The organism is Paenibacillus sp. FSL H7-0735, assembly GCF_038008505.1.
Taxonomy (GTDB): domain Bacteria; phylum Bacillota; class Bacilli; order Paenibacillales; family Paenibacillaceae; genus Paenibacillus_AQ; species Paenibacillus_AQ odorifer.
Genome location: NZ_JBBOZH010000002.1, coordinates 920,569 through 946,793, shown reverse-complemented (window position 1 = coordinate 946,793; position 26,225 = coordinate 920,569). Strand labels below are relative to the sequence as shown.

Genomic DNA, 26,225 nt, shown 5'->3' with positions numbered 1-26,225 from the left:
ATTAACATGAAGGTAAGACCTTCTGTAAAGCCCATTTGCGAGAAATGTAAAGTAATCCGCCGCAAAGGGACTGTTATGGTGATTTGCGAAAATCCGAAACACAAACAAAAACAAGGTTAAGAAGGGGGTGTAGCGTAAAATGGCTCGTATAGCTGGAGTGGATTTGCCACGTGACAAACGCGTTGAGATCGCCTTGACTTATATTTTCGGAATCGGTAAAACGACTTCTCAGAAAATTCTTAATGAAACAGGCATTAGCGCTAATACACGTGTCCGTGATTTGACGGAAGATGAAGTCAGCAAACTGCGTGAAACGATCGACAAAACGGTTAAGGTTGAAGGTGACCTGCGTCGTGAAATTTCCTTAAATATTAAACGTCTTACTGAGATCGGCTGTTACCGCGGTGTTCGCCACCGTCGTGGATTGCCTGTTCGCGGTCAACGTACTAAAACGAATGCCCGTACCCGGAAAGGCCCGCGTCGTACGGTAGCAAACAAAAAGAAATAATAAGGGGGGATAAGAGACAATGGCTAAACCGAAAAAAGTCGTACGTACCAAACGTCGCGACCGTAAAAATATCGAATCCGGCGTGGCACATATTCGTTCCACGTTCAACAACACCATCGTTACCATCACGGATCCTCACGGAAATGCAATTTCCTGGGCAAGCTCCGGCGGCCAAGGATTTAAAGGTTCCCGTAAGTCCACTCCATTCGCAGCGCAAATGGCAGCTGAATCAGCAGCTAAAGCAGCTATGGAGCACGGCATGAAGTCGGTTGAGGTTATGGTTAAAGGACCGGGCGCGGGCCGCGAAGCAGCCATCCGTTCCCTTCAAGCTGCAGGGCTTGAAGTTAACCTTATTAAAGACGTAACTCCGGTTCCTCACAATGGATGCCGTCCGCCTAAGCGTCGTCGCGTATAGTGAAATCAGTATTGTGAATGTGGTATAATTCTGACGCATCTGCTAATAATAGGTGTTTAGGCATACTACATGATGCACCTGATGGGGTGACAGTTTCATATAGGAGCGACGTTGAAGGAGGGGTAAACTCGTGATAGAAATCGAAAAGCCGAAGATTGAGACCGTAGAAGCTAATGATGAAGGTACCTATGGGAAATTCGTAGTTGAACCGCTGGAACGTGGGTATGGCACGACTCTGGGGAACTCGCTTCGCCGGATATTGCTTTCTTCGCTTCCAGGAGCCGCAGTGACTTCGGTCCAAATTGACGGCGTTCTGCATGAGTTCTCGACCGTTCCAGGCGTAATGGAAGATGTGACGGAAATCATTCTGAACCTTAAAGCCTTGTCTCTGAAGATTCATTCAGACGAGGAAAAAGTGTTCGAGATTGATGCTGAAGGGGAAGGCATCGTTACCGCAGGTGATATCCGTGCGGACAGCGATGTTGAGATCCTCAATCCGGATCTTCACATTGCAACGCTGGGACCTGGTGCGAGACTTCATATGCGTATTTTTGCAGGCCGTGGTCGCGGCTATGTCCAAGCGGACCGGAACAAACGTGACGATCAGCCAATTGGTGTTATTCCAGTTGACTCCATCTACACTCCAATTTCACGCGTTAACTACGGCATAGACAATACACGTGTTGGTCAAGTGACCAACTACGACAAATTGACGCTTGAAATTTGGACGGATGGAAGTATCAGACCGGAAGAGGCTGTAAGCCTCGGAGCCAAAATTTTGAACGAGCACCTCGTTCTGTTCGTAGGTCTTACGGACGAAGCGAAAGACGCCGAAATTATGGTTGAAAAAGAAGAAGACAAAAAAGAAAAAGTACTTGAGATGACAATCGAAGAGCTTGATCTTTCTGTTCGTTCCTACAACTGCCTCAAACGTGCTGGTATTAATACCGTACAAGAGCTTACCACGAAGACTGAAGAAGATATGATGAAGGTGCGTAACCTTGGTCGCAAATCTTTGGAAGAAGTTCAGGAAAAGCTTGAGGAACTTGGTTTGGGTCTCCGCACAGAAGAATAGCTGCAGATTGCTTTAGTAAAGGAGGGAAAACACAATGGCATACCAAAAATTGGGCCGTGATTCCAGTGCGCGTAAAGCGTTATTTCGCGACATGGTAACGGATCTGTTTTTATACGAGCGCATCCAAACAACGGAAGCTAAAGCGAAAGAAGTTCGTTCTATCGCTGAAAAGCTGATCACTAAAGCTAAAAAAGGTGATCTTCATGCTCGTCGTCAAGTAGCTGCATTTGTTCGCCGCGAGACTGTTGATGGTGAACAAGATGCAATTCAAAAATTGTTCTCTGACATTGCTCCTCGTTACACTGAGCGTCCAGGTGGATACACTCGTATCCTTAAACTAGGACCTCGTCGTGGCGACGCTGCGCCTATGGTTTATCTTGAATTGGTAGACCGCGCGTAGTATCACAAGTATTGATTTCCGATGCTTCCCTTTCATCCAGCCCTCTTTGGAGTAAAGATGGGGGAAATATCAGCGTTATTGTGCTGCAGAGGCGCAAGACTCTGCTGTACTAATAACCGTGGGAATCACCTTGGTTCAATTGAAGGAGCTCCCGCAGGGGCTCTTTTTTTTGAAATTAAGGATCCTATAGGACTTGTAGTTCTATATATGAAAAATGGATGCCGTCCTTCTAGGGACGGCGAAGCCATTTCTTCAAATAGAAGATCAGACAGTGCTTCGATCGACGTTCTGCTGACCGGTTTAAAAAGGAGAACGGAATGCGCAATCTATTGATGAAGGTCAATTATGACGGAACGAATTATGATGGCTTTCAGACCCAGCCTCAGGGCAATACGATTCAGGATCGGCTGGAGCAAGCCATACTCCATCTGACTGGTGAGAAGCTGAAGATTACTGCTTCAGGCCGCACAGATGCCGGAGTACATGCCTATGGCCAGCCTTTTAACTTTACAACCTCCTCTCGAATCCCAACTGAACGTTGGTGTCTAGCGCTTAATGCCCGGCTGCCACAAGACATCGTGGTTACAGAGGCTAGGGAAGTTCCGCTAACGTTTCACTCTCGTAGAGGGGCTAAGCGTAAAACTTACCGATACACGATTAATGGCAACAGGTTTCCAGATCCGTTTCAACGGCGCTGGCAGCTTCACCATCCAGTGAAGTTGGATATTCCTGCGATGCAGCAAGGCTTAACGCAAATTATAGGGACACATGACTTCACTTCGTTTGCATCACGACGGTCTACGAAGACTTCTCATGTACGAACGATCTTTGAAGCTCATATGGAAGTAGATCGCAGTATGTGCCGACCCTCTTCATCAGATCAAGGAGTTATCCATACTTATATAACGGGTAGTGGATTTCTTCAGCACATGGTTCGCATTATTATGGGGACTTTGATCCATGTGGGGGAAGGTAAAATACCTGCTGATAAGGTTGCTGAAATATTGGCAGCATGTGATCGATCACATGCTGGTCCAACAGCTGTGGCCATGGGGTTAGCTTTGTGGAGTGTTGAATATGACGAGATTGAAAGTGAATAGTTTTTTCTATAAATTTCTTCCTAATTAATAGGCTAAATGTTTAAAAATCACTTGCACTTGTTATGTTTATACTGTAATATAAAAGTTGTGTTTTCTTGATGGCTATCCCACAGCCCCGATCAGGAAAATGCCAAAAAAATGCTTTGCTTAACTCACATAATCGTAATTCAATGAGAAACAAGATATACGAAACAGAAGATTTTCGTACGAGAACAAGGAGGAAACATTCATGCGTACCACCTATATGGCGAAGCCGAACGAAGTTGAACGCAATTGGCACATTATTGATGCCGAAGGCAAAACACTCGGTCGTTTGGCCAGCGAAGCCGCTGCTTTGATCCGTGGCAAACACAAACCGCAATTCACTCCACACGTTGATACAGGAGATTTCGTTATCGTAATCAACGCTGAGAAAATTCACTTGACCGGTAAGAAATTGCAAAACAAAAAATACTACCGTCACTCGATGCACCCAGGTGGTTTGAAAGTTACTAATGCTGAAACTCTGCTGAACACTAAACCAGAACGCGTAATTGAATTCGCGGTTCATGGTATGATTCCTAAGACTCGTCAAGGGGACCACATGAAGCTGAGATTGAAAGTATATGCAGGCGCCGAGCATCCACATGCAGCACAAAAACCTGAAGTTTACGAACTTCGCGGATAAGAATAGAGGAGGACAGTTTCATGGCACAAGTACAATACTATGGGACAGGTCGTCGTAAACATTCGGTAGCACGTGTTCGCCTTGTACCGGGTGAAGGACGCATTGTCATTAACAAACGTGAGATGGACGAATATTTCGGTGTGGAAACACTGAAAATGATCGTAAAACAACCTTTGAACCTGACTGAAACACTGGGCAACTACGATGTAATCGTTCTTGCACATGGTGGCGGCATTTCCGGTCAAGCTGGAGCAATTCGTCACGGTATCTCCCGTGCATTGCTTAAAGTTGACCCTGAATATCGCGGTGCATTGAAGAAAGCCGGCTTCCTGACTCGTGACCCACGTATGAAGGAACGTAAGAAATACGGCTTGAAGGCTGCACGTCGTGCGCCTCAGTTCTCGAAACGTTAATATCTACAGAATTCAACCCTTGGCCTTACGGCCGAGGGTTTTATTTTTTTATATCAGAACAGAATCATATTTAGAGCTGTGTTTCAAACTAACCTATTTCTTTCGGAATAGGTTTTTTTATATTTATAATTTTTTTATTTAAATCATAGCAACTTTTTCCATTTATAGGCGTTTGAGGTTATAAAGGTGGTCAATATATGAAAAAACAAAATAAGTTTCTTTCAATAGGTGTGTTGGCTTTCGTATTGGTTGTCGGTGCTGCAGGATTGATTAACAATAACAAAGCTGTAAAGGGAGATAATTCTCCTGCATTTATTAGTTCTGAAGCAAAAGTTATTGGTTATCGTGATTTTAATGAGCTAGACAACACGGCTGAATTGATACTGAAAGGCAAAAAAGCTAAAGTCATAAATACATTTATCGATAAAAATGAATTTGGTGAAACGATTGATTATCATACGCAATCTGCAATAAAGATTAATCAGATTTTCAAATCCGATAATCCAGATATTGTAGAGGGCTCTGAAGTTACTGTGCAAGAAAATGGAGCTATCGAAACAACAGAAGATGGAACATTGATCTATGGAATTGAAGGTTATCAGTTAATGAATGAAGATGAAGAGTATTTATTATTCTTAGATAAAAGTTTAACCGATCCTAATGTTTATTTTGTTAAAGGAGTTTACTACGGTAAAATTCCTTTGAGTGAACCAAAAGTGAATAAGATACTGGAACAGTCTGAGGAAGAGTCTTCTCAAGATTTAGAAATCTATGGTGAGTATCCTGAAGCGTTAAATACTATATTTAAAGAAGCCTTAGAAAAATACGGGAGATAAAAAAGCACATAAGAAACCTTTAGCCGTTATGCTTAAGGGTTTTTCTTGTTTAGCCCCTTTCCACAAGAAATGGGCTTTTTTTGCATCTATTTACTAATTCTAACGGTTGAAACGCATTGACTTCCTCAGTAAAAGTTATATACTATTTCATATAGAATTAGTTGGTTTTATTACTTCTTTTACCTCATTTATTCATACGATTAATATTTTGGATGGAGGAATACCTTAATGAACCTGCTCGAGAAAGAGGATTTAATCAAAGTTAAGGCCGAAGAATTAGAAACTGCTTCACCCGAGGAAATTATCCGCTGGGCTGTAGAAACATTTCCTAACATTACTTTTGCCTGCAGCTTTGGTGCCGAAGATGTAGTGCTAGTTGATATGCTTCACAAAGTTAGTCCGTCTACAGACGTCTTTTATCTCGATACAGATTATCATTTTAAGGAAACCTATGAGACCAGAGATTTGATGGCGGATAAATACGGGCTGGAGTTCGTACGAGTGTCTCCACAAATCACTCCGCAGGAGCAAGCACTTCAACACGGTGATGCATTATGGACAGTAGATCCTAACCAATGTTGTGGGATTCGTAAAGTAGAGCCGCTGACTCGTATCCTATCTCAATATGAAGCTTGGATTACAGGTATTCGTCGTGACCAAGCGCCTACCCGTGCTAATGCCAAAAAGGTTGAGTATGATTATAAATTTGGTTTGGTTAAGTTTAATCCAATTGCGGATTGGACAACTGAGGATGTATGGAACTATATTCGTGAAAATGATGTAATTTATAACCCTCTACATGACCGTAATTATCCAAGTATCGGCTGTGAGCAATGTACACGTCAGGTTATGCCTGGTGAAGATCCGCGTGCTGGACGTTGGGCTGGATCAGAGAAGACTGAGTGCGGATTACACAAGTAAGACCTATCCCCGTGAGAACCCAGAAGGAGAGACGATAATGACTTCAATACGTCCGCATGGCGGAACATTAGTAAACCGTGTAGTAGAGGGTACAGAAAGAGAAGAATTGCTGCAGCTTGCACGTGAATATAAGGCGATTGCCGTGAACACCTGGACTTTATCTGATTTGGATCTAATAGCGGTAGGTGCATTTTCTCCACTAACTGGATTTTTGAATGAACAAGATTATCACTCCGTAGTCAAAAACATGCGTTTAGAAGATGGCACAGTGTGGAGCATTCCAATAACACTTGCTGTAGAAGAGGATGTGGTCTCTGGTTTAGCTATTGGAGACAAAGTATCTCTAATCGGTGAAGAGGATGGCGAGATCTACGGTTTATTGGATATTGAGAGTATTTATACGGTTGATCAAAACCTTGAAGCGCAAAATGTATTCAAAACAACAGACCCTGAACATCCAGGAGTAAGTAAGCTCTTGGCCCGCCCGGCTACCTATGTAGGAGGACCAATTACAGTGCTGAATAGACCACAGCCAGAAAAGTTCGGAGAATTTTATTTTGACCCTTCAGCTACACGTAAGATATTTGCAGACAAAGGCTGGAGAACAGTTGTAGGCTTCCAGACGCGTAACCCAGTTCATCGTGCACATGAATATATTCAGAAGTGCGCTATGGAGGTTGTAGACGCTCTGTTCTTAAACCCGCTTGTGGGTGAGACGAAGTCTGATGATGTACCGGCAAATGTACGAATGAAGAGCTACCTGGCGCTTTTGGAGAATTATTATCCTGAGGATCGTACCTTTCTAGGTGTTTTCCCGGCAGCCATGCGTTATGCAGGTCCGAGAGAAGCGATTTTTCATGCTATGGTTCGCAAAAATTACGGCTGCACCCATTTTATTATCGGACGTGACCATGCGGGTGTAGGTGATTACTACGGAACTTATGAAGCACAAGAAATTTTCGCGAATTTTACCGCTGAGGAACTTGATATTACTCCATTATTTTTTGAACACAGCTTCTTCTGTAAAAAATGCGGAAATATGGCTTCCAGTAAAACCTGCCCGCATCCTGGCGACGATCATATGACTTTGTCGGGTACAAAGGTACGGGCTTTGCTTCGGGAGGGTCAATGTCCACCTCCTGAATTTACGCGACCTGAGGTTGCGCAGATTCTAATTGAAGGCATGACTCAAGAAGTAACAGCTTAATCATCGTTAGCTAGTACTATTTGGCCTTCTTGTCCCATATAGATGAGTATTATCTATCGGGACGAGGGGGTCTTTGTTATGTCTGGCCGAAAACACAGTAAAGTCTCGGTCTGGATCTCATGGAGCAGTATCAAAAAATGTATGCTGGGCGCGACACTGCTGGCTATAATGATCGGCATTATAGCGTATGACATGCCTACTGCCAAAACGTTAAATTATTGGAGTCTTCCTTTGTCTGGTAAAGTGATCGCTATCGACGCTGGACATGGGGGAGCAGATGGAGGGGCAGTTAGCCGGGAAGGGCTAATTGAGAAAGACATTAATCTTGCGGTCTCTCTTTATTTACGTGATTACCTGCAACAGGCAGGGGCTATTGTTGTGATGACCCGTGAAGGGGATTATGATTTAGCTCAGGAGGGCACTAAGGGCTATTCTAAGCGCAAGACTGAAGATCTTAAGCAAAGAGTAAGAAGCATTGAAGAGAAGGGCGCAGATCTTTTTATAAGCGTTCATATGAACAGTGTGCCTTCGAACCGGTGGAGCGGGGCGCAGACCTTTTACTATCCCAATCACAAGGATAATAAAGCTATAGCAGAGTTTGTACAGAGTGAGCTGAAGACTACCCTGGAAAATACTGATCGTGTAGCTAAGACTGTAAATACTGTTTATCTATTAAAAGCATTAAAAATACCTGCGATCCTTGTAGAGGTCGGTTTCTTGTCGCACCCTCAGGAATCAGTTCTGCTCGGAGATGATGTTTATCAACGCAAGGTAGCGACTAGCATATATCGTGGCATTCTTCGTTATGCTTCCGAGTAGCCGGGACTACTCATCAGGAGATGGGTAATGCTATAATAGACAAAAACTCCGGAAGAATTCTCCTCCGGAAAGGAAACAGAGGTGCTTTCCATGCTGACTAGGGAACATATCCAGGAAATACTGCAGTCATTAACAGACCCGGAAACCGGAAAAAGCCTTGTGGAACTACAGCTGATCCGTGACATTATGATTAAAGAAGATCGTATTTCTTTGTCAATCGTATGTCTGGATCCTGAAGAGCAAAGTCGCATGGACCTAGAACAACAGGTTCGTGAGTTGCTTGAAGCGGGTGGAGTCACTAATGTACATATCCGGCTGCGTGATGCAACCGATTATGAACGTGCTCTGCTTCGCGGAGAGAGTGCTGGGGAAGAGCCATTGGCTGATGAACCGGGGAAACTTAAGGGACATGCAGCAGGCCTTGACGATCATGAATTAATCAATGAGAACTCTGGTGTTAACTTTATCGCCATTGCCAGTGGTAAAGGCGGGGTTGGAAAGTCTACGGTTACTGTGAATTTGGCAGTAGCTCTGGCTAGAAAAGGTAAAAAGGTTGGATTGATTGATGCGGACATTTATGGGTTTAGCATCCCTGATATGATGGGAATCGAAGAGGGCCCCGTTGTAGAAGAGGGAATCATTATTCCTGTGGAACGTTTCGGAGTGAAGGTCATGTCTATGGGCTTCTTTATCCGTGAGAATAGTCCGGTAATTTGGCGGGGACCTATGCTTGGCAAAATGCTGCGCCAATTCTTTGGTGATGTGGGCTGGGGAGAACTTGATTATATGCTGCTTGATCTTCCTCCAGGTACAGGTGATGTGGCGCTTGACGTACATCAGATGCTCCCTCACAGCAAAGAGATTATTGTTACGACCCCTCATGCTACCGCAGCGTTTGTGGCGGCTAGAGCGGGCTCTATGGCTCTGCAGACAGAACATGAGATTATTGGAGTCATTGAGAACATGGCTTATTATGAGTGTAAAGACTGTGGTAAAAAAGATTATATTTTTGGCAGAGGTGGAGGCGCGCGGCTTGCGGAGACACTCCATACGGAGCTGCTTGCACAAGTTCCATTGGGCGCACCGGACAACCATATTTCTGAACCGGATTTCTCACCTTCTGTATACAAGGAAGACACACCAACTGCCTTGTTGTTTGCTGATATCGCCGAAAAGCTGATTGCGAAATATGAGCACTAATTATTGTGCATAAAAAGAGGCCGTCCCACTTTGTTAGGTGGGATAAGGCCTCTTTTTTGTTATGTGCTTGAATCATCGCCGCTACCGCTGCCACTTTCACCACCGCTGCCGCTGCCTTCCTGTTTATCGCCGCTTTCGCCGCCCTTTTTCTGTTCCTTTGGTTCGAGCTCGTCCTGAACGACCTTTTTAAGTAAATTCAATACCTCCATCCGGAATAATGGAGTCTGCATAGATTCCTGGATGGTCTTCATGGATTGCTTTCGGTAGTCAGGTGTTTTGGTTAGATTAAGAAACATGGTCATCATTTCTGGAGACTTCATGATTTCTTCGACGGATTTTTGATATGTGGGATCTTTAATTAGTTGCAGGTGCAATTCTTTGCTTTGTGATTGAATGGCTTTAGCAAAATCGCCTGCGAACTTGGGATCAGTCATAATTTTCTCGATTTCCTTTTGATATTCCGGTGCAGTGAGGGTATCTTTAACAGCGGTTTTTATATCCTCTGTTGTTTGAAGTGGCATCATTTTCATACTCATTCCGCTGGTGCCTCCAGAACTGGAATTTGATAATGATTCCTCAACTGCTTTTTTTCCATCTTCACTTTTTAATATATCAATAACCATGGTCTTCATTTCTTTATAACTGCCCTGACCAGAAGAAGAACTGCTCTGCTCACTTCCGCAAGCCGTTAAGGCCATAACAAAGCTTAAAGCCAAACCCACAGATCCGATAAATCTCCATTTCATTGGCGCTGCCCTCCTTTATTAGGATTCTCCAGTTGTATTATGCCGCATTAACACACATTTATGTTGCTGATGTAATGGTGTTTTGTCGGTATCCTTGGTAAAATAAATCTGACATAGGGGAGGTGAAGTGGCTGAGTATAAAAAAATGGTTTTATTTATTTTGGACAACCCTTCTAATAGGAGCGGGTGGAGCAGTAATCGCAGGTCTGGCACTGCAATTCGTGAACGGTCGAATTGATTTCAAAAGTGTCGCTGATTTCTTTTTATACCCGCTGATACTATTCGGCTACGGTATGCTTGTCAGTGTTTATGCGCAACTTGGTTTTTTTGCTTATCTAATTTTGAATTACATGGGCAATGGTGTTTTCCCACCAAAAATTTGGAAATACATACAACTGGTTCTTTCTGTGCTCGCATTGCTTGAACTGATTTTTTTGCGTACCGTCGTTGGCGGGGAAAGAAGTGTCTTGTCTGATCTAATATTAGGAATCTTTATTTTGTTAGCTGCCATTATTGTGTCTTATTTCAAAGTGAAAAGTACAAACATCTCAGCTTGGATTCCCACCCTCTTTTTTATGACAGCTATTTCAATTGTGGAAATTATCGGCGTGCTCCGTATAGGTGTTGATAGTGCGACAGTGTTTATTGTTGTTCCGCTCATCGCCTGTAATGCATTCCAAATTTTGATGCTTCACCGTATTCTCAAGCCGGCAGCCGGATAAAGGCTGGGGCGAATTCAGCAAATCATGAACCCCGTGCTCTGGCCTTCAGAAGACGGGGTTTTTTGCTCTAGAATGTATCCTAACGATTAAAATCCGCTGGAGGAGGTTAATCTTAAAGAACAATAGAGCGGATTCTTTGTGTGTAGCAACGCTCACAAAACTAAGTAGATGCTTCCGAAGCGAGTTTTGTACGTAGTAATACAAAGCGTAGCATCGCTCACAAAACTTTCAGGAGGGGAATATATGGACATCAAGCGCTATATGATAAAAGACACAAATGAAATCCAGCTTAACAAGCTGGACCCGGACGATACAGGTAATTTTAAATCAAAAAAAGAAGCAGAAGCCAAAACAGAGCAGTTAAAGGAACGGTTGGCAGAACTTCAAGATATTCTTTTTGCACAGAAAAAGCATTCACTGCTAGTAATTCTGCAAGGGATGGATTCCAGCGGTAAGGATGGAACGGTTAAACACATTTTTTCAGGGATCAATCCACAAGGCTTTATAGTGACCAGCTTCAAGAAACCTTCTCTGGAGGAAGAAGCTCACGATTTCTTATGGAGAGTGCATCAAAAGACACCCCCTAAAGGCTACATCTCTGCATTTAACCGCTCACACTATGAAGATGTATTGGTACCGCGGGTACATGGGGGACTGAAAAAGGATGACTTGAAGCGCCGCTTTCGTTACATACGGCAGTTTGAGGAGATGCTGGTGGAAGAGGGAACGACAATTATCAAGCTTTTTCTGCATATTTCAAAAGAAAAGCAGCTTAAGAAAATCAAAGAACGGCTTGAAGATCCCAAAAAACACTGGAAATTCGACGCAAGTGATCTACAGGAGCGGGAGTTTTGGGATGATTACCAAGAGGCATATGTAGATGTTTTTAAGGAGTCTAGTATTGATAAAGCACCCTGGTACTGGATACCAGCCAATCATCAATGGTACCGCAACTATTTGGCCTTATCCATCGTTGTAAAGACACTGGAGAGTCTGGATCTGAGCTATCCGAAGCTGAATACCCCCACACCCGACATATCGGAGCTCATTTCCCCGCGTCATTAATATTTGGATAAGACCAACATCTATTGCGGTACCTAAGATTGGGAGGAATGTTACAGCCCGGCAGCATCCTCTAAGGCACTATTTAGTGAGGCTGAGTCACGAACCTCTTTACCCTCTGCGTTGCTTTGGCTGATCAGCTCAGAGACGGTAACGAATTCATAACCTTGTCTGCGGAGCTCATCGATAATTTGCGGAAGAGCTTCGTGAGTTTGTTTGCAGGAATCACTGGCATGTAGTAGAACGATATCACCAGGATGTGCTTTAGTCGTTACACGCTTCACGATATTGTCTACACCTATGTTCTTCCAGTCTAGAGAGTCTGTGTCCCACTGGATGACTTTGTAACCAAGATCATTGGCCACTTGCAGAACTCTTTTGTCAAAATCACCATTAGGCATACGAATTAAATTTGGTTCTTTACCGGTTAATTCTGTAAGCACAGTGTGAGCCGTTGTGATCTGAGTGCGAATCTCTTCGTTACTTAGAGTGCTGTAATTGACGTGTTTATGGCCATGGCTGCCAATTTCGAATCCTGCGTTTTTAATGCTTGTTACAATATCCGGGTGAGTCTTACTCCATGGTGACGATAGGAAGAAGGTGGCTTTGTCCACTTTCTTGTCTTCAAGTACCTTCAAAATTGGTTCGGGTCTCTTTTCCCCCCAGCTAATATCGAAGGTTAGGGCAATCAGCTTCTTCTCTGTTGGCACACTGTAAATGGCAGAAGGTCCAGCTTCAGAAAAAACGGTGATATTACCCCTCTCGACATAGACAACTCCAGCAGCAAGAAGCACAGCGGCGAAGATATAGATGAACCTTTTGATCTTTTTGCCGCTGAATACATAAAAAGAATTCATTAATGACAGCGCTCCTCTCCCATGCGAAATGCTTGTTTGTTCTAAATGTATGCTCGTACCGCACGGTTATGACCTAAGAAACAGAGATCACAATTTCAGGAGGTATTTATGTTGTCGTTCTTCACGTTTGTTAAAGATATTAAATCGATCCGCAAGGCTTTGCTGCTATCCTGTCTGCTCTTCGTAATAGGAGCGGTTGTTGGCTGGGTAGCGACAAGTAGTCTGGAAAAACTATTGGTTCAGCAATTGGAAGGGCTAAGTGAGATCAGTGGGAACTTAAGAGATACCTCTAATCCGCAATGGAACTTCTTTGTATTTATATTTCTGAATAACGCCATCAAGGGAGTGGTTATTATTTTCCTGGGAGCGTTGTTCGGCATATTGCCAGCTATATTCTTATTTATAAACGGAGCGGTAATTGGCTACTTGATACATTTATCCGCACTGCAAGGGCAGGATTTGTTCGATTTAATCGTAAAAGGATTGCTGCCACACGGGATTATAGAGATTCCGGCAATCATTATCGCTTGTGCCTTTGGACTGCATTTTGGCGGGAAAGTGATTTCAAGTTTATTTCGATCTACAGATAGAAAAGAGGAGAGAAGCGCAGACTGGTCTGCATTCATGCGTCAAACACTTACGGCTTCCATATGGACTGTAATCCTGTTATTTGTTGCAGCCATTATTGAAAGTACAATTACTTTTTCACTTTTATCATAAAACTTCCGGGAATAGAGCATAACATTAAGGGCGTTCATCCAAGGATTGCCTAAAGGTAAGGAGTATATAATCGAGACGAAACCATAAAGGGAATTTTTAATAATTATGGTTATAAAAAGAGGACTCCGGTTAATCTAGTGTAAGAGGATCTTAAGGCAGCTTTCTCCATGAGATGTACTTACTGATTATGCAAAAAGGTTTTGGGGGTTTAGAGAAGGTGTTAATTGCAACTTCATGAAGGAGGCCAAGCATATGTTGGGAATGTTGTTTAACGAAAAGGAATGCAAGGAACTGGATTATGTTTTGAGAAAAGAACTAGATGAGATGCTGTTAGATTTGAGTGATCAGCGCTTGGACCAAAATATCAGGCACGCCATCGCTAATAGATATAAGACTGTATTCCGGATGTATGCTCGCTTCGCTCCTCAGAAAGAGCTTTCCAAGTATGCATGGGGTGGGCGTTCTTCTCAGTATAAACACTGAAGATATACGAGAATTGCTACAGTTTTATAAAGTTTTCAGATTATTTAATAAAATAGCTTGACTAAAAAGGAGTGCTCATGATAAATTATATCTCGCGCTCCTTTTGCTTGTGTAAAAGGGAAGCGGAAGGCAAGAAAAATTGAAAAAAAGATTTTTCAAAAAAAAGACTTGCCAAACAGCTTAACACTGTGATATATTATAAAGGTCGCCGCTGATAAACAACGACGACGAAATGAGAGACATTGATCTTTGAAAACTGAACAACGAGTGAGTGGGAAATCACGTAAGTGAAATCCAAATTAGAGAATTAATTTTCTCGTCAGATGTTTCAAAATGAGCATATCGCTCTTTTCAATACTAATTGGAGAGTTTGATCCTGGCTCAGGACGAACGCTGGCGGCGTGCCTAATACATGCAAGTCGAGCGGAGTTATTTTGAAAGCTTGCTTTCAAAATAACTTAGCGGCGGACGGGTGAGTAACACGTAGGCAACCTGCCCTTCAGACTGGGATAACTACCGGAAACGGTAGCTAATACCGGATAATTTCTTTTTTCTCCTGAGAGAAGAATGAAAGACGGAGCAATCTGTCACTGAGGGATGGGCCTGCGGCGCATTAGCTAGTTGGTGGGGTAACGGCCCACCAAGGCGACGATGCGTAGCCGACCTGAGAGGGTGAACGGCCACACTGGGACTGAGACACGGCCCAGACTCCTACGGGAGGCAGCAGTAGGGAATCTTCCGCAATGGGCGAAAGCCTGACGGAGCAACGCCGCGTGAGTGATGAAGGTTTTCGGATCGTAAAGCTCTGTTGCCAGGGAAGAACGTCCGGTAGAGTAACTGCTACCGGAGTGACGGTACCTGAGAAGAAAGCCCCGGCTAACTACGTGCCAGCAGCCGCGGTAATACGTAGGGGGCAAGCGTTGTCCGGAATTATTGGGCGTAAAGCGCGCGCAGGCGGCTATTTAAGTCTGGTGTTTAAACCTTGGGCTCAACCTGAGGTCGCACTGGAAACTGGGTGGCTTGAGTACAGAAGAGGAAAGTGGAATTCCACGTGTAGCGGTGAAATGCGTAGATATGTGGAGGAACACCAGTGGCGAAGGCGACTTTCTGGGCTGTAACTGACGCTGAGGCGCGAAAGCGTGGGGAGCAAACAGGATTAGATACCCTGGTAGTCCACGCCGTAAACGATGAGTGCTAGGTGTTAGGGGTTTCGATACCCTTGGTGCCGAAGTTAACACAGTAAGCACTCCGCCTGGGGAGTACGGTCGCAAGACTGAAACTCAAAGGAATTGACGGGGACCCGCACAAGCAGTGGAGTATGTGGTTTAATTCGAAGCAACGCGAAGAACCTTACCAGGTCTTGACATCCCTCTGAATCTGCTAGAGATAGCAGCGGCCTTCGGGACAGAGGAGACAGGTGGTGCATGGTTGTCGTCAGCTCGTGTCGTGAGATGTTGGGTTAAGTCCCGCAACGAGCGCAACCCTTAACTTTAGTTGCCAGCAGGTAATGCTGGGCACTCTAGAGTGACTGCCGGTGACAAACCGGAGGAAGGTGGGGATGACGTCAAATCATCATGCCCCTTATGACCTGGGCTACACACGTACTACAATGGCCGGTACAACGGGAAGCGAAGCCGCGAGGTGGAGCCAATCCCATCAAAGCCGGTCTCAGTTCGGATTGCAGGCTGCAACTCGCCTGCATGAAGTCGGAATTGCTAGTAATCGCGGATCAGCATGCCGCGGTGAATACGTTCCCGGGTCTTGTACACACCGCCCGTCACACCACGAGAGTTTACAACACCCGAAGTCGGTGGGGTAACCCGCAAGGGAGCCAGCCGCCGAAGGTGGGGTAGATGATTGGGGTGAAGTCGTAACAAGGTAGCCGTATCGGAAGGTGCGGCTGGATCACCTCCTTTCTATGGAGAATCGTCTTCTGCAATGAAGACATTCAAATCGGAAGTTTAACTTCCATAATAGAACCTTCGGGTTCGAATACTCACTCGTGTTCAGTTTTGAAAGAGCAAGTCTCTTTCGCATGCGTTTGGTGGCGATAGCGGAGGGGTTCCACACGTACCCATCCCGAACACGACCGTTAAGCCCTCCAGCGCCGATGGTACTTGGACCGAAGGGTCCTGGGAGAGTAGGACGTTGCCAAGCGGACAACCAATTCATTGGTTGATTCACAATGTTATATATGTTATATGGGCTTTTAGCTCAGTTGGTTAGAGCGCACCTCTGATAAGGGTGAGGTCGGTGGTTCGAGTCCACCAAGGCCCACCATATAACATTATATAGAGTAATTTTATGGGGCCATAGCTCAGCTGGGAGAGCGCCTGCCTTGCAAGCAGGAGGTCAGCGGTTCGATCCCGCTTGGCTCCACCATAAATTTTTAAATGAATAACTTTTTTAACTTGATCCTTGAAAACTGGATACCGAAACGAATTTGCGTTTTAGAACATCTTTTAGCAACTTGTGTAAACAAGTAAATGTTATTAGTGAGATTTTTCTTCGGAAGAATCAAGGTTAAGCTAATAAGAGCACACGGAGGATGCCTAGGCGCCAGGAGCCGACGAAGGACGTGGCGAACAACGAAACTGCCTCGGGGAGCTGTAAGCAAGCTTTGATCCGGGGGTGTCCGAATGGGGAAACCCAGCTGTGGTAATTCGCAGTTACTCATTTCTGAATACATAGGAAATGTAGAGGCAGACCAGGGGAACTGAAACATCTAAGTACCCTGAGGAAGAGAAAACAATAGTGATTCCGTCAGTAGCGGCGAGCGAACGCGGAACAGCCTAAACCTAAGAGCTTGCTCTTAGGGGTTGTGGGACGTCTCACATGGAGTTACAAAGGAATATGGTAGGTGAAGAGGTCTGGAAAGGCCCGCGATAGAGGTAAAAGCCCTGTAACCTAAACTGTGTTCTCTCCGAGACGGATCCCGAGTAGTGCGGGGCACGTGAAACCCCGTATGAATCCAGCAGGACCATCTGCTAAGGCTAAATACTACCTGGCGACCGATAGTGAAACAGTACCGTGAGGGAAAGGTGAAAAGCACCCCGGAAGGGGAGTGAAATAGAACCTGAAACCGTGTGCTTACAAAAAGTCAGAGCCCGATCTATGGGTGATGGCGTGCCTTTTGTAGAATGAACCGGCGAGTTACGTTTAACATGCAAGGTTAAGCCGAGAAGGTGGAGCCGCAGCGAAAGCGAGTCTGAATAGGGCGATTGAGTATGTGGACGTAGACCCGAAACCGTGTGATCTACCCCTGTCCAGGGTGAAGGTGCGGTAACACGCACTGGAGGCCCGAACCCACGTACGTTGAAAAGTGCGGGGATGAGGTGGGGGTAGCGGAGAAATTCCAATCGAACTCGGAGATAGCTGGTTCTCCCCGAAATAGCTTTAGGGCTAGCCTCGGTATAAGAGTAGTGGAGGTAGAGCACTGATTGGGTGCGGGGTCCGCAAGGATTACCAAGCTCAGTCAAACTCCGAATGCCATATACTTATTGCCGGGAGTCAGACAGTGAGTGCTAAGATCCATTGTCAAAAGGGAAACAGCCCAGACCATCAGCTAAGGTCCCCAAGTGTGTGTTAAGTGGGAAAGGATGTGGAGTTGCACAGACAACCAGGATGTTGGCTTAGAAGCAGCCACCATTGAAAGAGTGCGTAATAGCTCACTGGTCGAGTGACTCTGCGCCGAAAATGTAACGGGGCTAAACACACCACCGAAGCTATGGCTAGATACTATGTATCTGGGGTAGGGGAGCGTTGTGTAGGGGTTGAAGGTGTACTGAAAAGAGCGCTGGACACTACACAAGTGAGAATGCCGGTATGAGTAACGAAAAGATCAGTGAGAATCTGATCCGCCGAAAGCCCAAGGTTTCCTGAGGAAGGCTCGTCCGCTCAGGGTAAGTCGGGACCTAAGGCGAGGCCGAAAGGCGTAGTCGAAGGACAACAGTTTGAAATTACTGTACCACCGTAATCCGCTATGAGCGATGGGGTGACGCAGGAGGGTAGTGACGCGGACTGATGGATGTCCGTCTAAGCAGTGAGGCTGATGTGTAGGCAAATCCGCACATCATTAAGGCTAGGCTGTGATGGGGAGCGAAAATTATAGTAGCGAAGGTCATGATCTCACACTGCCAAGAAAAGCCTCTAGCCAGGAGAAGGTGCCCGTACCGCAAACCGACACAGGTAGGCGAGAAGAGAATTCTAAGGCGCGCGGAAGAACTCTCGTTAAGGAACTCGGCAAAATGACCCCGTAACTTCGGGAGAAGGGGTGCCCCGGTAGTGTGAATAGCACGAGGGGGCCGCAGTGAAAAGGCCCAAGCGACTGTTTAGCAAAAACACAGGTCTGTGCGAAGCCGCAAGGCGAAGTATACGGGCTGACGCCTGCCCGGTGCTGGAAGGTTAAGGGGAGTGGTTAGGGGTAACCCGAAGCTATGAACCGAAGCCCCAGTAAACGGCGGCCGTAACTATAACGGTCCTAAGGTAGCGAAATTCCTTGTCAGGTAAATTCTGACCCGCACGAATGGCGTAACGACTTGGGCGCTGTCTCAACGAGAGATCCGGTGAAATTTTAATACCTGTGAAGATGCAGGTTACCCGCGACAAGACGGAAAGACCCCATGGAGCTTTACTGCAGCTTGATATTGAATTTGGGTACGATCTGTACAGGATAGGTGGGAGCCGTAGAAATCGGAGCGCAAGCTTCGGTGGAGGCGCCGTTGGGATACCACCCTGATCGTATCTAGGTTCTAACCTAGTGCCCTAATCGGGTACGGGGACCGTGTCAGGCGGGCAGTTTGACTGGGGCGGTCGCCTCCTAAAGAGTAACGGAGGCGTTCCAAGGTTCCCTCAGAATGGTTGGAAATCATTCGCAGAGTGCAAAGGCATAAGGGAGCTTGACTGCGAGACCTACAAGTCGAGCAGGGACGAAAGTCGGACTTAGTGATCCGGTGGTACCGCATGGAAGGGCCATCGCTCAACGGATAAAAGCTACCCTGGGGATAACAGGCTTATCTCCCCCAAGAGTCCACATCGACGGGGAGGTTTGGCACCTCGATGTCGGCTCATCGCATCCTGGGGCTGAAGTAGGTCCCAAGGGTTGGGCTGTTCGCCCATTAAAGCGGTACGCGAGCTGGGTTCAGAACGTCGTGAGACAGTTCGGTCCCTATCTGTCGTGGGCGCAGGAAATTTGAGAGGAGCTGTCCTTAGTACGAGAGGACCGGGATGGACGTACCGCTGGTGCACCAGTTGTTCCGCCAGGAGCATGGCTGGGTAGCTACGTACGGACGGGATAAGCGCTGAAAGCATCTAAGCGTGAAGCCCCCCTCAAGATGAGATTTCCCAATTAGTAAGACCCCTTGAAGACGACGAGGTAGATAGGTTGGAGGTGGAAGTGCAGCAATGCATGGAGCTGACCAATACTAATCGGTCGAGGGCTTATCCTATACTTAGAATGCAGATTCGTTTCGGATTCAGTTTTCAGGCGATTAAGCCTGAGCATTTACGCTGTAAATGCCCGTTTGGTGGCGATAGCGGAGGGGTTCCACACGTACCCATCCCGAACACGACCGTTAAGCCCTCCAGCGCCGATGGTACTTGGACCGAAGGGTCCTGGGAGAGTAGGACGTTGCCAAGCGGATATTCCCTGATAGCTCAGTTGGTAGAGCACTCGACTGTTAATCGAGTTGTCACAGGTTCGAGTCCTGTTCGGGGAGCCATGCTCTCATAGCTCAGCAGGTAGAGTGCTTCCATGGTAAGGAAGAGGTCACCGGTTCGAATCCGGTTGAGAGCTCCACAGATTTGCAAGGCCCGTTGGTCAAGGGGTTAAGACACCTCCCTTTCACGGAGGTAACATGGGTTCGAATCCCATACGGGTCACCAACTTTTACTTGTACTTACCCTTAGAGGGTCCCATAGATATGGAGGCTTAGCTCAGCTGGGAGAGCATCTGCCTTACAAGCAGAGGGTCGGGGGTTCGATCCCCTCAGCCTCCACCATAATCTTCCTAAGAGATTATGGGCAACATAGAGGTACCATCAATGGGGATTAGCCAAGCGGTAAGGCAACGGACTTTGACTCCGTCACTCATAGGTTCGAATCCTATATCCCCAGCCAAGTGCGAGCCATTAGCTCAGTTGGTAGAGCACCTGACTTTTAATCAGGGTGTCGAAGGTTCGAGTCCTTCATGGCTCACTTTTATTATTATCATGCGCGTGTGGCGGAATGGCAGACGCACCAGACTTAGGATCTGGCGTTTCACGACGTGGGGGTTCAAGTCCCTTCACGCGCACCACTTATTGCGGACGTGGCTCAGCGGTAGAGCATCGCCTTGCCAAGGCGAGGGTCGCGGGTTCGATTCCCGTCGTCCGCTCCATAATTTTGCGCCCTTAGCTCAGCTGGATAGAGCGTTTGACTACGAATCAAAAGGCCGGGAGTTCGAATCTCTCAGGGCGCGCCATTTTTATTATTAAGCAATTATAGTATTTATAACGGGATGTAGCTCAGCTTGGTAGAGCACCTGGTTTGGGACCAGGGGGTCGCATGTTCAAATCGTGTCATCCCGATTTTCACCTTTGCGGGTGTAGTTCAATGGTAGAACTTCAGCCTTCCAAGCTGATAGCGTGGGTTCGATTCCCATCACCCGCTCCATAATTTTATAGTAACGGGATGTAGCTCAGCTTGGTAGAGCACCTGGTTTGGGACCAGGGGGTCGCATGTTCAAATCGTGTCATCCCGATACTCAGCTTAATCGCTGCTCAAAAGCTCTTACTTCGGTAAGGGCTTTTTTGTTATGTATTGAATAAACATATAAATACAGCCTAAGAACGTATGTTCTATTATTCCTCCAAAAAAAATCGGACTTCCGGTGGAATTCCAATCCGTAGATAATAGTTTCTCCATGATTCCTCTTGTTCGGGGCTTCTGCCCGAAGAAAGTAATTTTACAGCAAAGACATTAGCTTGACGTTCAAGCTTCCCAGGAGCGAAATAGGAGCTTTCCTCCAGAAAAAAGCGATTGATCCCCTTGTGAAGCCGATCATGCCCTAATTCATGCGCACAAACGAAGCGCTGCCATTCTACAGGCAACTCATTATGAATGACGATAAACCTTCTTCTTAGTTTTCGATAATATAATCCCTTTGTGCCAGTCCCCAGGTTCATGAAACGAATTTGAATGCCTAGTGCTGCGGCAAGCTCGAACGGGCAGTTGGTTTTATATTTTTTAATCAGACTATTGATCAGTTCATCCATGTTCTTCACCTGCAGCATGTTAGTATAGTTATTTAGTGTCTTTGGATTTTTTTCTCTTATTCATCTGTTTGGCTTCCCAGAACAATCCGGTTAGTACATCTTTTATCCTCTGTTTATCTTCTTTGTCTAATGGAATCCCGTCAAACATCAGTTCTCCATCATCCTCTAGCATTTTTCGAAAGTCTCTTTTATCTTTGCTTGTGGCCCAATCTGGGACAGCCTCATCGCTTGAAAGAGTCTGGTCCTGCAAATACCCTGCCTGATCCATTAGCTCCTCGTAGGGGACGCCAGTGGCCTCAGCAATTTTGCGTAACGTGGTTGGTTTAGGAACCCCTCTTAATCCATTCTCAATCCGGGAAATTTGCGAACCGCTGATTCCGGCAGCTACTGCTAATTGATTAATGGTGAGTCCCTTTGTTTCCCGAAGATGCTTCATATAATCCCCGAATTCCTGTTTCATCTCAACTCACTCCTTATTGGCTGTAACCTTATGATAATAATATAAGCCATTTTTGCCAATAGGTAAACAACAAAGCGTATATTATTGCCAAAAGGCAAGATAATGGAGGGATATACGCTCTTTTTCGATAAAAACAGCCTAAAACGGGGTTTTACGAGATTGGTAAAGAAGTGGTATATTATAGAAAAATACGAACAGAATACGAACAAGATTTATTTTATCACATTGGGCTGGAAAATTCCGCAAATTTAATCTCATTCAGTTAAACCCAAAAGGAGTGCATAAATGATGAACATATCAACTTTACCAGAGTTGGACCGTCGCCGAACCCAGGTCGCTATAGAGAGCATGTTGGAGAAATACCGTATTTTTAAGACCGTTACATTTGAAGCGAAGGAAGCAAGCACAACTTATTCATACACAGAAAGATTTCATGGTCCTACTAACACTTTAACTGATCAGACTGCTGCGATAGCTTCTTATAATGTGGACATCCCCGCCGCAAGGAGAGCTTATTGTTCCGCAATAGACTCTGTGGTAGAGAGACTCGATACGAGAGAACAGCAGCTGGTACGGGAAAGGTATATGAGAAGAGACGAGATGTACGATTATACGATTTACAATCATGTGTTTGATCCACCGGTAAGTAAGGACACTTACGTGAAGATACGCTCGAAGGCTTTTTACAAGATGGCATTAGCGTTAACGGATCTCGGTTTACTATCTCTGCAAACTTTAGTAACAACAGCGCCTAGGGTAAAGAAAGAGAAAATGAGTATTACTTAATAGAAATAGAATAGTGTGATTAGTAAAGAAGACTGTATCGTCCGAGTGGATGATGCGGTCTTTTTTTGAATTATAAGAAAGTATAAGTTTCAGGATGTACTTTATCCTTATAATCCTCGCACAAATGCTTGCCGTCCATAAAAGGAGGGACGAGGGCTCTTAAGCTTGTCTTCAATTATGTTCCTCCGAAAAACCGCTCTATACCATCCAAAAGCTAGCCAAAACCTCGTCCGTTTACCCTCTCCGCAAGGAAAATATGGGGGTATGATTATAACATGGCAAATGAAGCAAAAGAACACCGCAAGAGCATGAATGCTCTGCTAATAGTTCCGCCCTAAGGGTGATGAGAACAAACCTAGCGGTGAAAGATTCTTCTCGCATTTGCCTAATGAAGAAGGGATATTATCCAACCTCGGATAGTATCCTTTTTTCTTAAATCTAGTTGAGGGGGTGTCTGCTTAATGTTCATGCAGTTGAAGGTTAACACCATCAAGGATCGACGAACGATCGCAGATCAGAAAGGAATGGAGTGATGTCGGTACAACAATTGCGAGAACACATTACAAGTACACTTGAACGGTATTTTCCTGATGTGCCTGTATATGTAGAAGGAGAAAAACCTCAAACAGCCTATTTTCATCCCGGACTGATCTCAGCAACACTGGATCGGCAGCGGGAGGGCAGGTATTTAGCGGTCTACCGTTTTGGCATCCGTTATGAGCAAGGCAATTTGCTGGAAGCTGAGAGAATGGCAGATAAGCTAAGTGAGGCGATGGCAGGAATGGAGCAGGATGGTGGAGCTTTTCGTGTAGTTAGGCAAGCGTGGGAAGCTGGAAATGAAGGGCATGGGCCGCTGTTTACAGTTGACTATATGTTGTATTTGCAAAACGACAAGCCTGACAGCATTAAGATGGGACAAATGATTGGAGGAGAACGATTGAAATGAGTACTAAAGGGAGTAACGGGAATGGGTTCAGTAAGGAACAGATTGTGAATTCCTCACTTTTTACGCCGAGGGAAAAGGATATATTGAACGTTATTTTGCAGGATGGCAAGAACTATACGCTCGAAGAAGCAAAGCAATCTATGGGATTGTTCAAAAATAAGGAGGTAATGAACTAATGGCAGGCGGAACATGGACAACGCAAAATAAGGTGCGCCCTGGGGTATACGTAAATGTAGCATCAAATCAAGGTGCCATCGGCAAAATGGGAGAACGCGGGATTACGGCATTGGCGCTTGCCCTATCTTGGGGAGAACCGGGAGTAATCATGAAGATTACCCCGCAGGATGATGTGAATAAGCTGCTAGGAGTTGATTTGGAACATCCAACTCTACTGCCAGTGCGTGAAGCGCTGAAACGGGCGGGAACCTTGCTGCTCTATCGATTGAATGAAGGCGTTAAAGCGGCAGTCACAAATAACGGTCTTCAGGTAACAGCTAAATATGGCGGTGTACGCGGAAATGATCTTTCGATTGTGATTGAGAAAAATATAGAGAATGCTGCTCTTTTTGATGTAAAGACGTTGCTTAATGGAACAGAACTGAACAAGCAAACGGTTGGAACGGCTGAGGAGTTGGTCGCGAACGATTATGTTCAATTCCAGAAAAATGGTGCAGAAGGCTTGAAGCTAATTGCAGGCATGCCGCTTACAGGGGGGGCTAACGGAACCGTGACGAATGGAGCACATAGTGACTTCCTGTCTGCTCTTGAGGTGCAAGAATTCCAAACAGTGGGTCTAATATCGCAGGATAGTGCTCTCAAGGCACTCTACAGTTCTTTTGTGAGACGGCTTCGGGATACAGAAGGGAAAAAGGTACAGGCCGTACTATCCGATTATGCGGCTGCAGGTCATGAAGGTGTGATTAGCGTGAATAATGGGGTAGTACTGAGCGACGGAACTACGATTGATAACGTCAATGCCGTTGCTTGGGTAGCTGGTGCTACAGCAGCAGCAGCTGTTAATGAATCGCTGACTTATCAGGGTTATGATGATTCGGTGGATGCTGATGTAAGACTTAGCCATTCTGAGACTACAGCTGCGTTGCTAAAAGGAGAGCTTATCTTTACTTACAGTGGCGGACGGGCTGTGGTGGAACAGGATATTAATACATTTACCGCATTATCACCGGACAAAGGCAAAGCGTTCTCCAAAAATCGTGTGCTGCGCGTGCTGGATGGAATTGCGAATGATATGAAGCGTATTTTTGAGAACTACTATATCGGTAAGGTCGCGAATAATGAAGATGGCCGTGCTCTTTTCTGGTCACAGTGTGCGACTTATATGAATGATTTGCAGGATATGGGTGCGATTGAGGGCTTTAACGCGCAGACAGATGTTGTAGTTGTGGCTGGTGCAGATAGTGACAGTATCGTGCTGGATGTGGCTGTGAAACCGGTAGATTCCGTAGAAAAAGTATATATGAAAGTGAAGGTGGTTTAAGATGGCATTTTTAAAAGCTAGTGATACGATTTCCGGCCAGGAGGGCCGTGCTTATGCTGTGATTGGTACGCAAACCGAAGAGATGTTCTATGTGAAAACTCTTGAGGCTACAGTAGAAAAAACAAAGGCAGAGGTGAAAACACTGGGCCGCCGGGGTGTTCAGCATAAAGCGACTGGATGGTCGGGCAGCGGTTCGATGACGATTTTTTATATGACTAGTCGTTTCCGCCAGATGATGCTCGATTATATGAATACGGGTGTTGATCAGTACTTCGATATTGAGGTTACGAACGAGGATCCATCGTCCAGCGTGGGGGCACAACGGATTATTCTAAAAGGGGTGAACCTCGATAGTGTCATCATGGCCTCACTCGATACAGAGTCAGACGCTCTGGAAGAAGAAGTTAGCTTTACCTTTGAAGATGTGCAGATTGTGCAAGCTTTTGGTGCTCCGGCAGGTTCCGGGCTTTAATTAAGACAACTAGATAGATTGGAGCAAGCAAGACCCGAACGTAGAATGAGCGGCGGGTCTCTTCTCTGTCTATTGGCACTAGTAGCAGGAGAAGTATCTAAATAAATAATTCTAGGAGGAAGACAATGAGCGAATTAAGTTTGTTTTTTGCCCAAAATGTAGCATGTGACACGACCGAGGAGTTTGTGGTATCCCAGCGTTTTAAGGATAAGGAAGGAAATGCGGTGGCCTGGAAGCTGCGCAGTATGACTGAGGATGAGAATCAGGAATGCCGCAAGGCCGCAACCCGCAAACTCAAAGGGAAAAACGGAGTGTATACCTCTGAAATTGAGCCTAACGATTATATGGCGAAGCTGATGACCTCAAGTGTAATGCATCCGGATCTAAAAAATGCTGAATTGCAGCGTTCTTATGGCGTACTTGGTGCTGAAACACTGCTGCGTAAAATGCTGCTTCCGGGTGAATTCGCGGCGTTGGGTGAGCGGGTGCAGGCCTTAAATGGTTTTGGCACGGACATGAACGAGCTGGTGGATGAAGTAAAAAACTAATCAACGAGGGCGATAGTGAAGCCAATTTTGCTTATTACGCCCTCCATGAGCTGCACATTTTACCCCATGAGTTGATGAAGCTGTCTTCCCGCGAACGCGCCGCAATATATG

Annotated in this window: 27 protein-coding genes, 14 tRNA genes and 4 rRNA genes; 41 read left to right on the top strand and 4 right to left on the bottom strand. The window is 45.6% G+C overall.

The features are described 5' to 3' along the window. Positions 1-6: 6 nt before the first annotated feature. The 13 genes from rpmJ (at position 7) to NSS82_RS31830 (ending at position 9,561) form a co-directional block, all read left to right on the top strand. Positions 7-120: a 50S ribosomal protein L36 gene (gene rpmJ, locus NSS82_RS31890; protein ID WP_003322638.1), complete on the top strand. Its 114-nt coding sequence runs from the start codon at positions 7-9 to the stop codon at positions 118-120. A 19-nt stretch (positions 121-139) separates the two neighbouring features. Next, complete coding sequence (gene rpsM, locus NSS82_RS31885) at positions 140-508, top strand: 30S ribosomal protein S13 (protein WP_036680583.1); 369 nt, start codon at positions 140-142, stop codon at positions 506-508. Between the two features lie 19 nt (positions 509-527). Then, the gene (gene rpsK, locus NSS82_RS31880; RefSeq protein WP_019908251.1) at positions 528-923 is read left to right on the top strand and encodes a 30S ribosomal protein S11; all 396 of its coding nucleotides are present in this window, start codon (positions 528-530) and stop codon (positions 921-923) included. Between the two features lie 130 nt (positions 924-1,053). Then, the gene (locus tag NSS82_RS31875; RefSeq protein WP_036680585.1) at positions 1,054-1,998 is read left to right on the top strand and encodes a DNA-directed RNA polymerase subunit alpha; all 945 of its coding nucleotides are present in this window, start codon (positions 1,054-1,056) and stop codon (positions 1,996-1,998) included. A 34-nt stretch (positions 1,999-2,032) separates the two neighbouring features. After that, positions 2,033-2,398 (top strand): 50S ribosomal protein L17, encoded by a 366-nt coding sequence (rplQ, locus tag NSS82_RS31870; RefSeq protein WP_019908254.1) that lies wholly within the window; start codon positions 2,033-2,035, stop codon positions 2,396-2,398. Positions 2,399-2,715: 317 nt separating this feature from the next. After that, the gene (gene truA / locus NSS82_RS31865) at positions 2,716-3,498 is read left to right on the top strand and encodes a tRNA pseudouridine(38-40) synthase TruA (protein ID WP_036680587.1); all 783 of its coding nucleotides are present in this window, start codon (positions 2,716-2,718) and stop codon (positions 3,496-3,498) included. Between the two features lie 229 nt (positions 3,499-3,727). Further along, complete coding sequence (gene rplM / locus NSS82_RS31860; RefSeq protein WP_036680589.1) at positions 3,728-4,165, top strand: 50S ribosomal protein L13; 438 nt, start codon at positions 3,728-3,730, stop codon at positions 4,163-4,165. Positions 4,166-4,185: 20 nt separating this feature from the next. Further along, positions 4,186-4,578, top strand: a complete 393-nt coding sequence (gene rpsI, locus NSS82_RS31855) for a 30S ribosomal protein S9 (RefSeq protein WP_025706574.1) — start codon at positions 4,186-4,188, stop codon at positions 4,576-4,578. Positions 4,579-4,775: 197 nt separating this feature from the next. Next, the gene (locus NSS82_RS31850) at positions 4,776-5,414 is read left to right on the top strand and encodes a hypothetical protein (protein WP_076273158.1); all 639 of its coding nucleotides are present in this window, start codon (positions 4,776-4,778) and stop codon (positions 5,412-5,414) included. 228 nt (positions 5,415-5,642) lie between these two features. Further along, positions 5,643-6,335: a phosphoadenylyl-sulfate reductase gene (locus NSS82_RS31845; RefSeq protein ID WP_036680616.1), complete on the top strand. Its 693-nt coding sequence runs from the start codon at positions 5,643-5,645 to the stop codon at positions 6,333-6,335. Between the two features lie 37 nt (positions 6,336-6,372). After that, positions 6,373-7,542 carry a sulfate adenylyltransferase gene (gene sat / locus NSS82_RS31840; protein WP_076273157.1) on the top strand — a complete coding sequence of 390 codons (1,170 nt, stop codon included), beginning with the start codon at positions 6,373-6,375 and terminating at the stop codon, positions 7,540-7,542. A 78-nt stretch (positions 7,543-7,620) separates the two neighbouring features. Then, complete coding sequence (gene cwlD / locus NSS82_RS31835; RefSeq protein WP_038573445.1) at positions 7,621-8,361, top strand: N-acetylmuramoyl-L-alanine amidase CwlD; 741 nt, start codon at positions 7,621-7,623, stop codon at positions 8,359-8,361. Positions 8,362-8,451: 90 nt separating this feature from the next. Then, on the top strand, positions 8,452-9,561 hold the full coding sequence (locus NSS82_RS31830; protein WP_036680625.1) for an Mrp/NBP35 family ATP-binding protein: 1,110 nt from the start codon (positions 8,452-8,454) through the stop codon (positions 9,559-9,561). A gap of 59 nt (positions 9,562-9,620) precedes the next feature. On the opposite strand, the gene gerD is transcribed toward NSS82_RS31830, so the two are convergent. Beyond that, positions 9,621-10,307 carry a spore germination lipoprotein GerD gene (gene gerD, locus NSS82_RS31825; protein WP_036680627.1) on the bottom strand — a complete coding sequence of 229 codons (687 nt, stop codon included), beginning with the start codon at positions 10,305-10,307 and terminating at the stop codon, positions 9,621-9,623. A gap of 131 nt (positions 10,308-10,438) precedes the next feature. Here gerD and NSS82_RS31820 point away from each other — a divergent pair, with 131 nt between their 5' ends. Then, positions 10,439-11,029: a KinB-signaling pathway activation protein gene (locus tag NSS82_RS31820; protein WP_038574906.1), complete on the top strand. Its 591-nt coding sequence runs from the start codon at positions 10,439-10,441 to the stop codon at positions 11,027-11,029. Between the two features lie 243 nt (positions 11,030-11,272). Then, positions 11,273-12,094, top strand: coding sequence for a PPK2 family polyphosphate kinase (locus NSS82_RS31815; protein ID WP_052097348.1), 822 nt, complete (start codon positions 11,273-11,275; stop codon positions 12,092-12,094). Positions 12,095-12,144: 50 nt separating this feature from the next. Here NSS82_RS31815 and pdaB read toward each other — a convergent pair whose 3' ends face one another. Further along, positions 12,145-12,948: a polysaccharide deacetylase family sporulation protein PdaB gene (gene pdaB, locus NSS82_RS31810; protein ID WP_036680629.1), complete on the bottom strand. Its 804-nt coding sequence runs from the start codon at positions 12,946-12,948 to the stop codon at positions 12,145-12,147. Between the two features lie 108 nt (positions 12,949-13,056). Between pdaB and NSS82_RS31805 the strand changes: the two genes are divergently transcribed. The 20 genes from NSS82_RS31805 (at position 13,057) to NSS82_RS31710 (ending at position 20,890) form a co-directional block, all read left to right on the top strand. Then, the gene (locus NSS82_RS31805) at positions 13,057-13,668 is read left to right on the top strand and encodes a stage II sporulation protein M (RefSeq protein ID WP_036680630.1); all 612 of its coding nucleotides are present in this window, start codon (positions 13,057-13,059) and stop codon (positions 13,666-13,668) included. Between the two features lie 252 nt (positions 13,669-13,920). After that, positions 13,921-14,151: a hypothetical protein gene (locus NSS82_RS31800; protein WP_036680631.1), complete on the top strand. Its 231-nt coding sequence runs from the start codon at positions 13,921-13,923 to the stop codon at positions 14,149-14,151. Between the two features lie 358 nt (positions 14,152-14,509). Then, positions 14,510-16,067 (top strand): 16S ribosomal RNA (locus NSS82_RS31795). Between the two features lie 124 nt (positions 16,068-16,191). Continuing rightward, positions 16,192-16,308 (top strand): 5S ribosomal RNA (gene rrf, locus NSS82_RS31790). Positions 16,309-16,354: 46 nt separating this feature from the next. Next, positions 16,355-16,431: transfer RNA gene (locus tag NSS82_RS31785), tRNA-Ile, on the top strand. 26 nt (positions 16,432-16,457) lie between these two features. Continuing rightward, positions 16,458-16,533, top strand: a tRNA-Ala gene (locus NSS82_RS31780). Between the two features lie 139 nt (positions 16,534-16,672). Next, positions 16,673-19,598, top strand: a 23S ribosomal RNA gene (locus NSS82_RS31775). Positions 19,599-19,672: 74 nt separating this feature from the next. Then, a 5S ribosomal RNA gene (gene rrf / locus NSS82_RS31770) occupies positions 19,673-19,789 on the top strand. Together the 16S, 23S and 5S rRNA genes with 14 tRNA genes alongside form the textbook arrangement of a ribosomal RNA operon. 6 nt (positions 19,790-19,795) lie before the next feature. Continuing rightward, positions 19,796-19,871, top strand: a tRNA-Asn gene (locus NSS82_RS31765). 1 nt (position 19,872) lies between these two features. Next, positions 19,873-19,948: transfer RNA gene (locus NSS82_RS31760), tRNA-Thr, on the top strand. Between the two features lie 11 nt (positions 19,949-19,959). Then, positions 19,960-20,034: transfer RNA gene (locus NSS82_RS31755), tRNA-Glu, on the top strand. Positions 20,035-20,074: 40 nt separating this feature from the next. After that, positions 20,075-20,150, top strand: a tRNA-Val gene (locus NSS82_RS31750). Positions 20,151-20,193: 43 nt separating this feature from the next. Then, positions 20,194-20,268, top strand: a tRNA-Gln gene (locus tag NSS82_RS31745). A 5-nt stretch (positions 20,269-20,273) separates the two neighbouring features. Further along, positions 20,274-20,346, top strand: a tRNA-Lys gene (locus NSS82_RS31740). A 16-nt stretch (positions 20,347-20,362) separates the two neighbouring features. Then, positions 20,363-20,446, top strand: a tRNA-Leu gene (locus NSS82_RS31735). Between the two features lie 6 nt (positions 20,447-20,452). Then, a tRNA-Gly gene (locus NSS82_RS31730) sits at positions 20,453-20,527 on the top strand. A gap of 7 nt (positions 20,528-20,534) precedes the next feature. Further along, positions 20,535-20,611 (top strand) — tRNA-Arg (locus tag NSS82_RS31725). Positions 20,612-20,643: 32 nt separating this feature from the next. Next, positions 20,644-20,717, top strand: a tRNA-Pro gene (locus tag NSS82_RS31720). A gap of 11 nt (positions 20,718-20,728) precedes the next feature. Then, positions 20,729-20,802, top strand: a tRNA-Gly gene (locus tag NSS82_RS31715). A gap of 14 nt (positions 20,803-20,816) precedes the next feature. After that, positions 20,817-20,890, top strand: a tRNA-Pro gene (locus NSS82_RS31710). Between the two features lie 100 nt (positions 20,891-20,990). Here NSS82_RS31710 and NSS82_RS31705 read toward each other — a convergent pair. Continuing rightward, positions 20,991-21,404 carry an ImmA/IrrE family metallo-endopeptidase gene (locus NSS82_RS31705; RefSeq protein WP_076273181.1) on the bottom strand — a complete coding sequence of 138 codons (414 nt, stop codon included), beginning with the start codon at positions 21,402-21,404 and terminating at the stop codon, positions 20,991-20,993. Positions 21,405-21,432: 28 nt separating this feature from the next. Next, complete coding sequence (locus NSS82_RS31700; protein WP_076129758.1) at positions 21,433-21,864, bottom strand: helix-turn-helix domain-containing protein; 432 nt, start codon at positions 21,862-21,864, stop codon at positions 21,433-21,435. Positions 21,865-22,152: 288 nt separating this feature from the next. Here NSS82_RS31700 and NSS82_RS31695 point away from each other — a divergent pair, with 288 nt between their 5' ends. From NSS82_RS31695 to NSS82_RS31670, 6 genes are all read left to right on the top strand, one after another. Next, a complete protein-coding gene (locus tag NSS82_RS31695) occupies positions 22,153-22,650 on the top strand; it encodes an ArpU family phage packaging/lysis transcriptional regulator (RefSeq protein ID WP_076273182.1) in 498 nt (165 codons plus the stop codon). Positions 22,651-23,182: 532 nt separating this feature from the next. After that, positions 23,183-23,596: a phage tail terminator family protein gene (locus NSS82_RS31690; protein ID WP_076273160.1), complete on the top strand. Its 414-nt coding sequence runs from the start codon at positions 23,183-23,185 to the stop codon at positions 23,594-23,596. Further along, on the top strand, positions 23,593-23,772 hold the full coding sequence (locus NSS82_RS31685; RefSeq protein ID WP_036681241.1) for a hypothetical protein: 180 nt from the start codon (positions 23,593-23,595) through the stop codon (positions 23,770-23,772). Before NSS82_RS31690 ends, NSS82_RS31685 begins: the two co-directional genes overlap by 4 nt. After that, positions 23,772-25,094 carry a phage tail sheath family protein gene (locus NSS82_RS31680; RefSeq protein ID WP_076273161.1) on the top strand — a complete coding sequence of 441 codons (1,323 nt, stop codon included), beginning with the start codon at positions 23,772-23,774 and terminating at the stop codon, positions 25,092-25,094. Before NSS82_RS31685 ends, NSS82_RS31680 begins: the two co-directional genes overlap by 1 nt. 1 nt (position 25,095) lies before the next feature. After that, a complete protein-coding gene (locus NSS82_RS31675) occupies positions 25,096-25,566 on the top strand; it encodes a phage tail tube protein (protein ID WP_036681245.1) in 471 nt (156 codons plus the stop codon). 125 nt (positions 25,567-25,691) lie between these two features. Beyond that, a complete protein-coding gene (locus tag NSS82_RS31670) occupies positions 25,692-26,114 on the top strand; it encodes a phage tail assembly chaperone (RefSeq protein ID WP_076273162.1) in 423 nt (140 codons plus the stop codon). Positions 26,115-26,225: the final 111 nt, after the last annotated feature.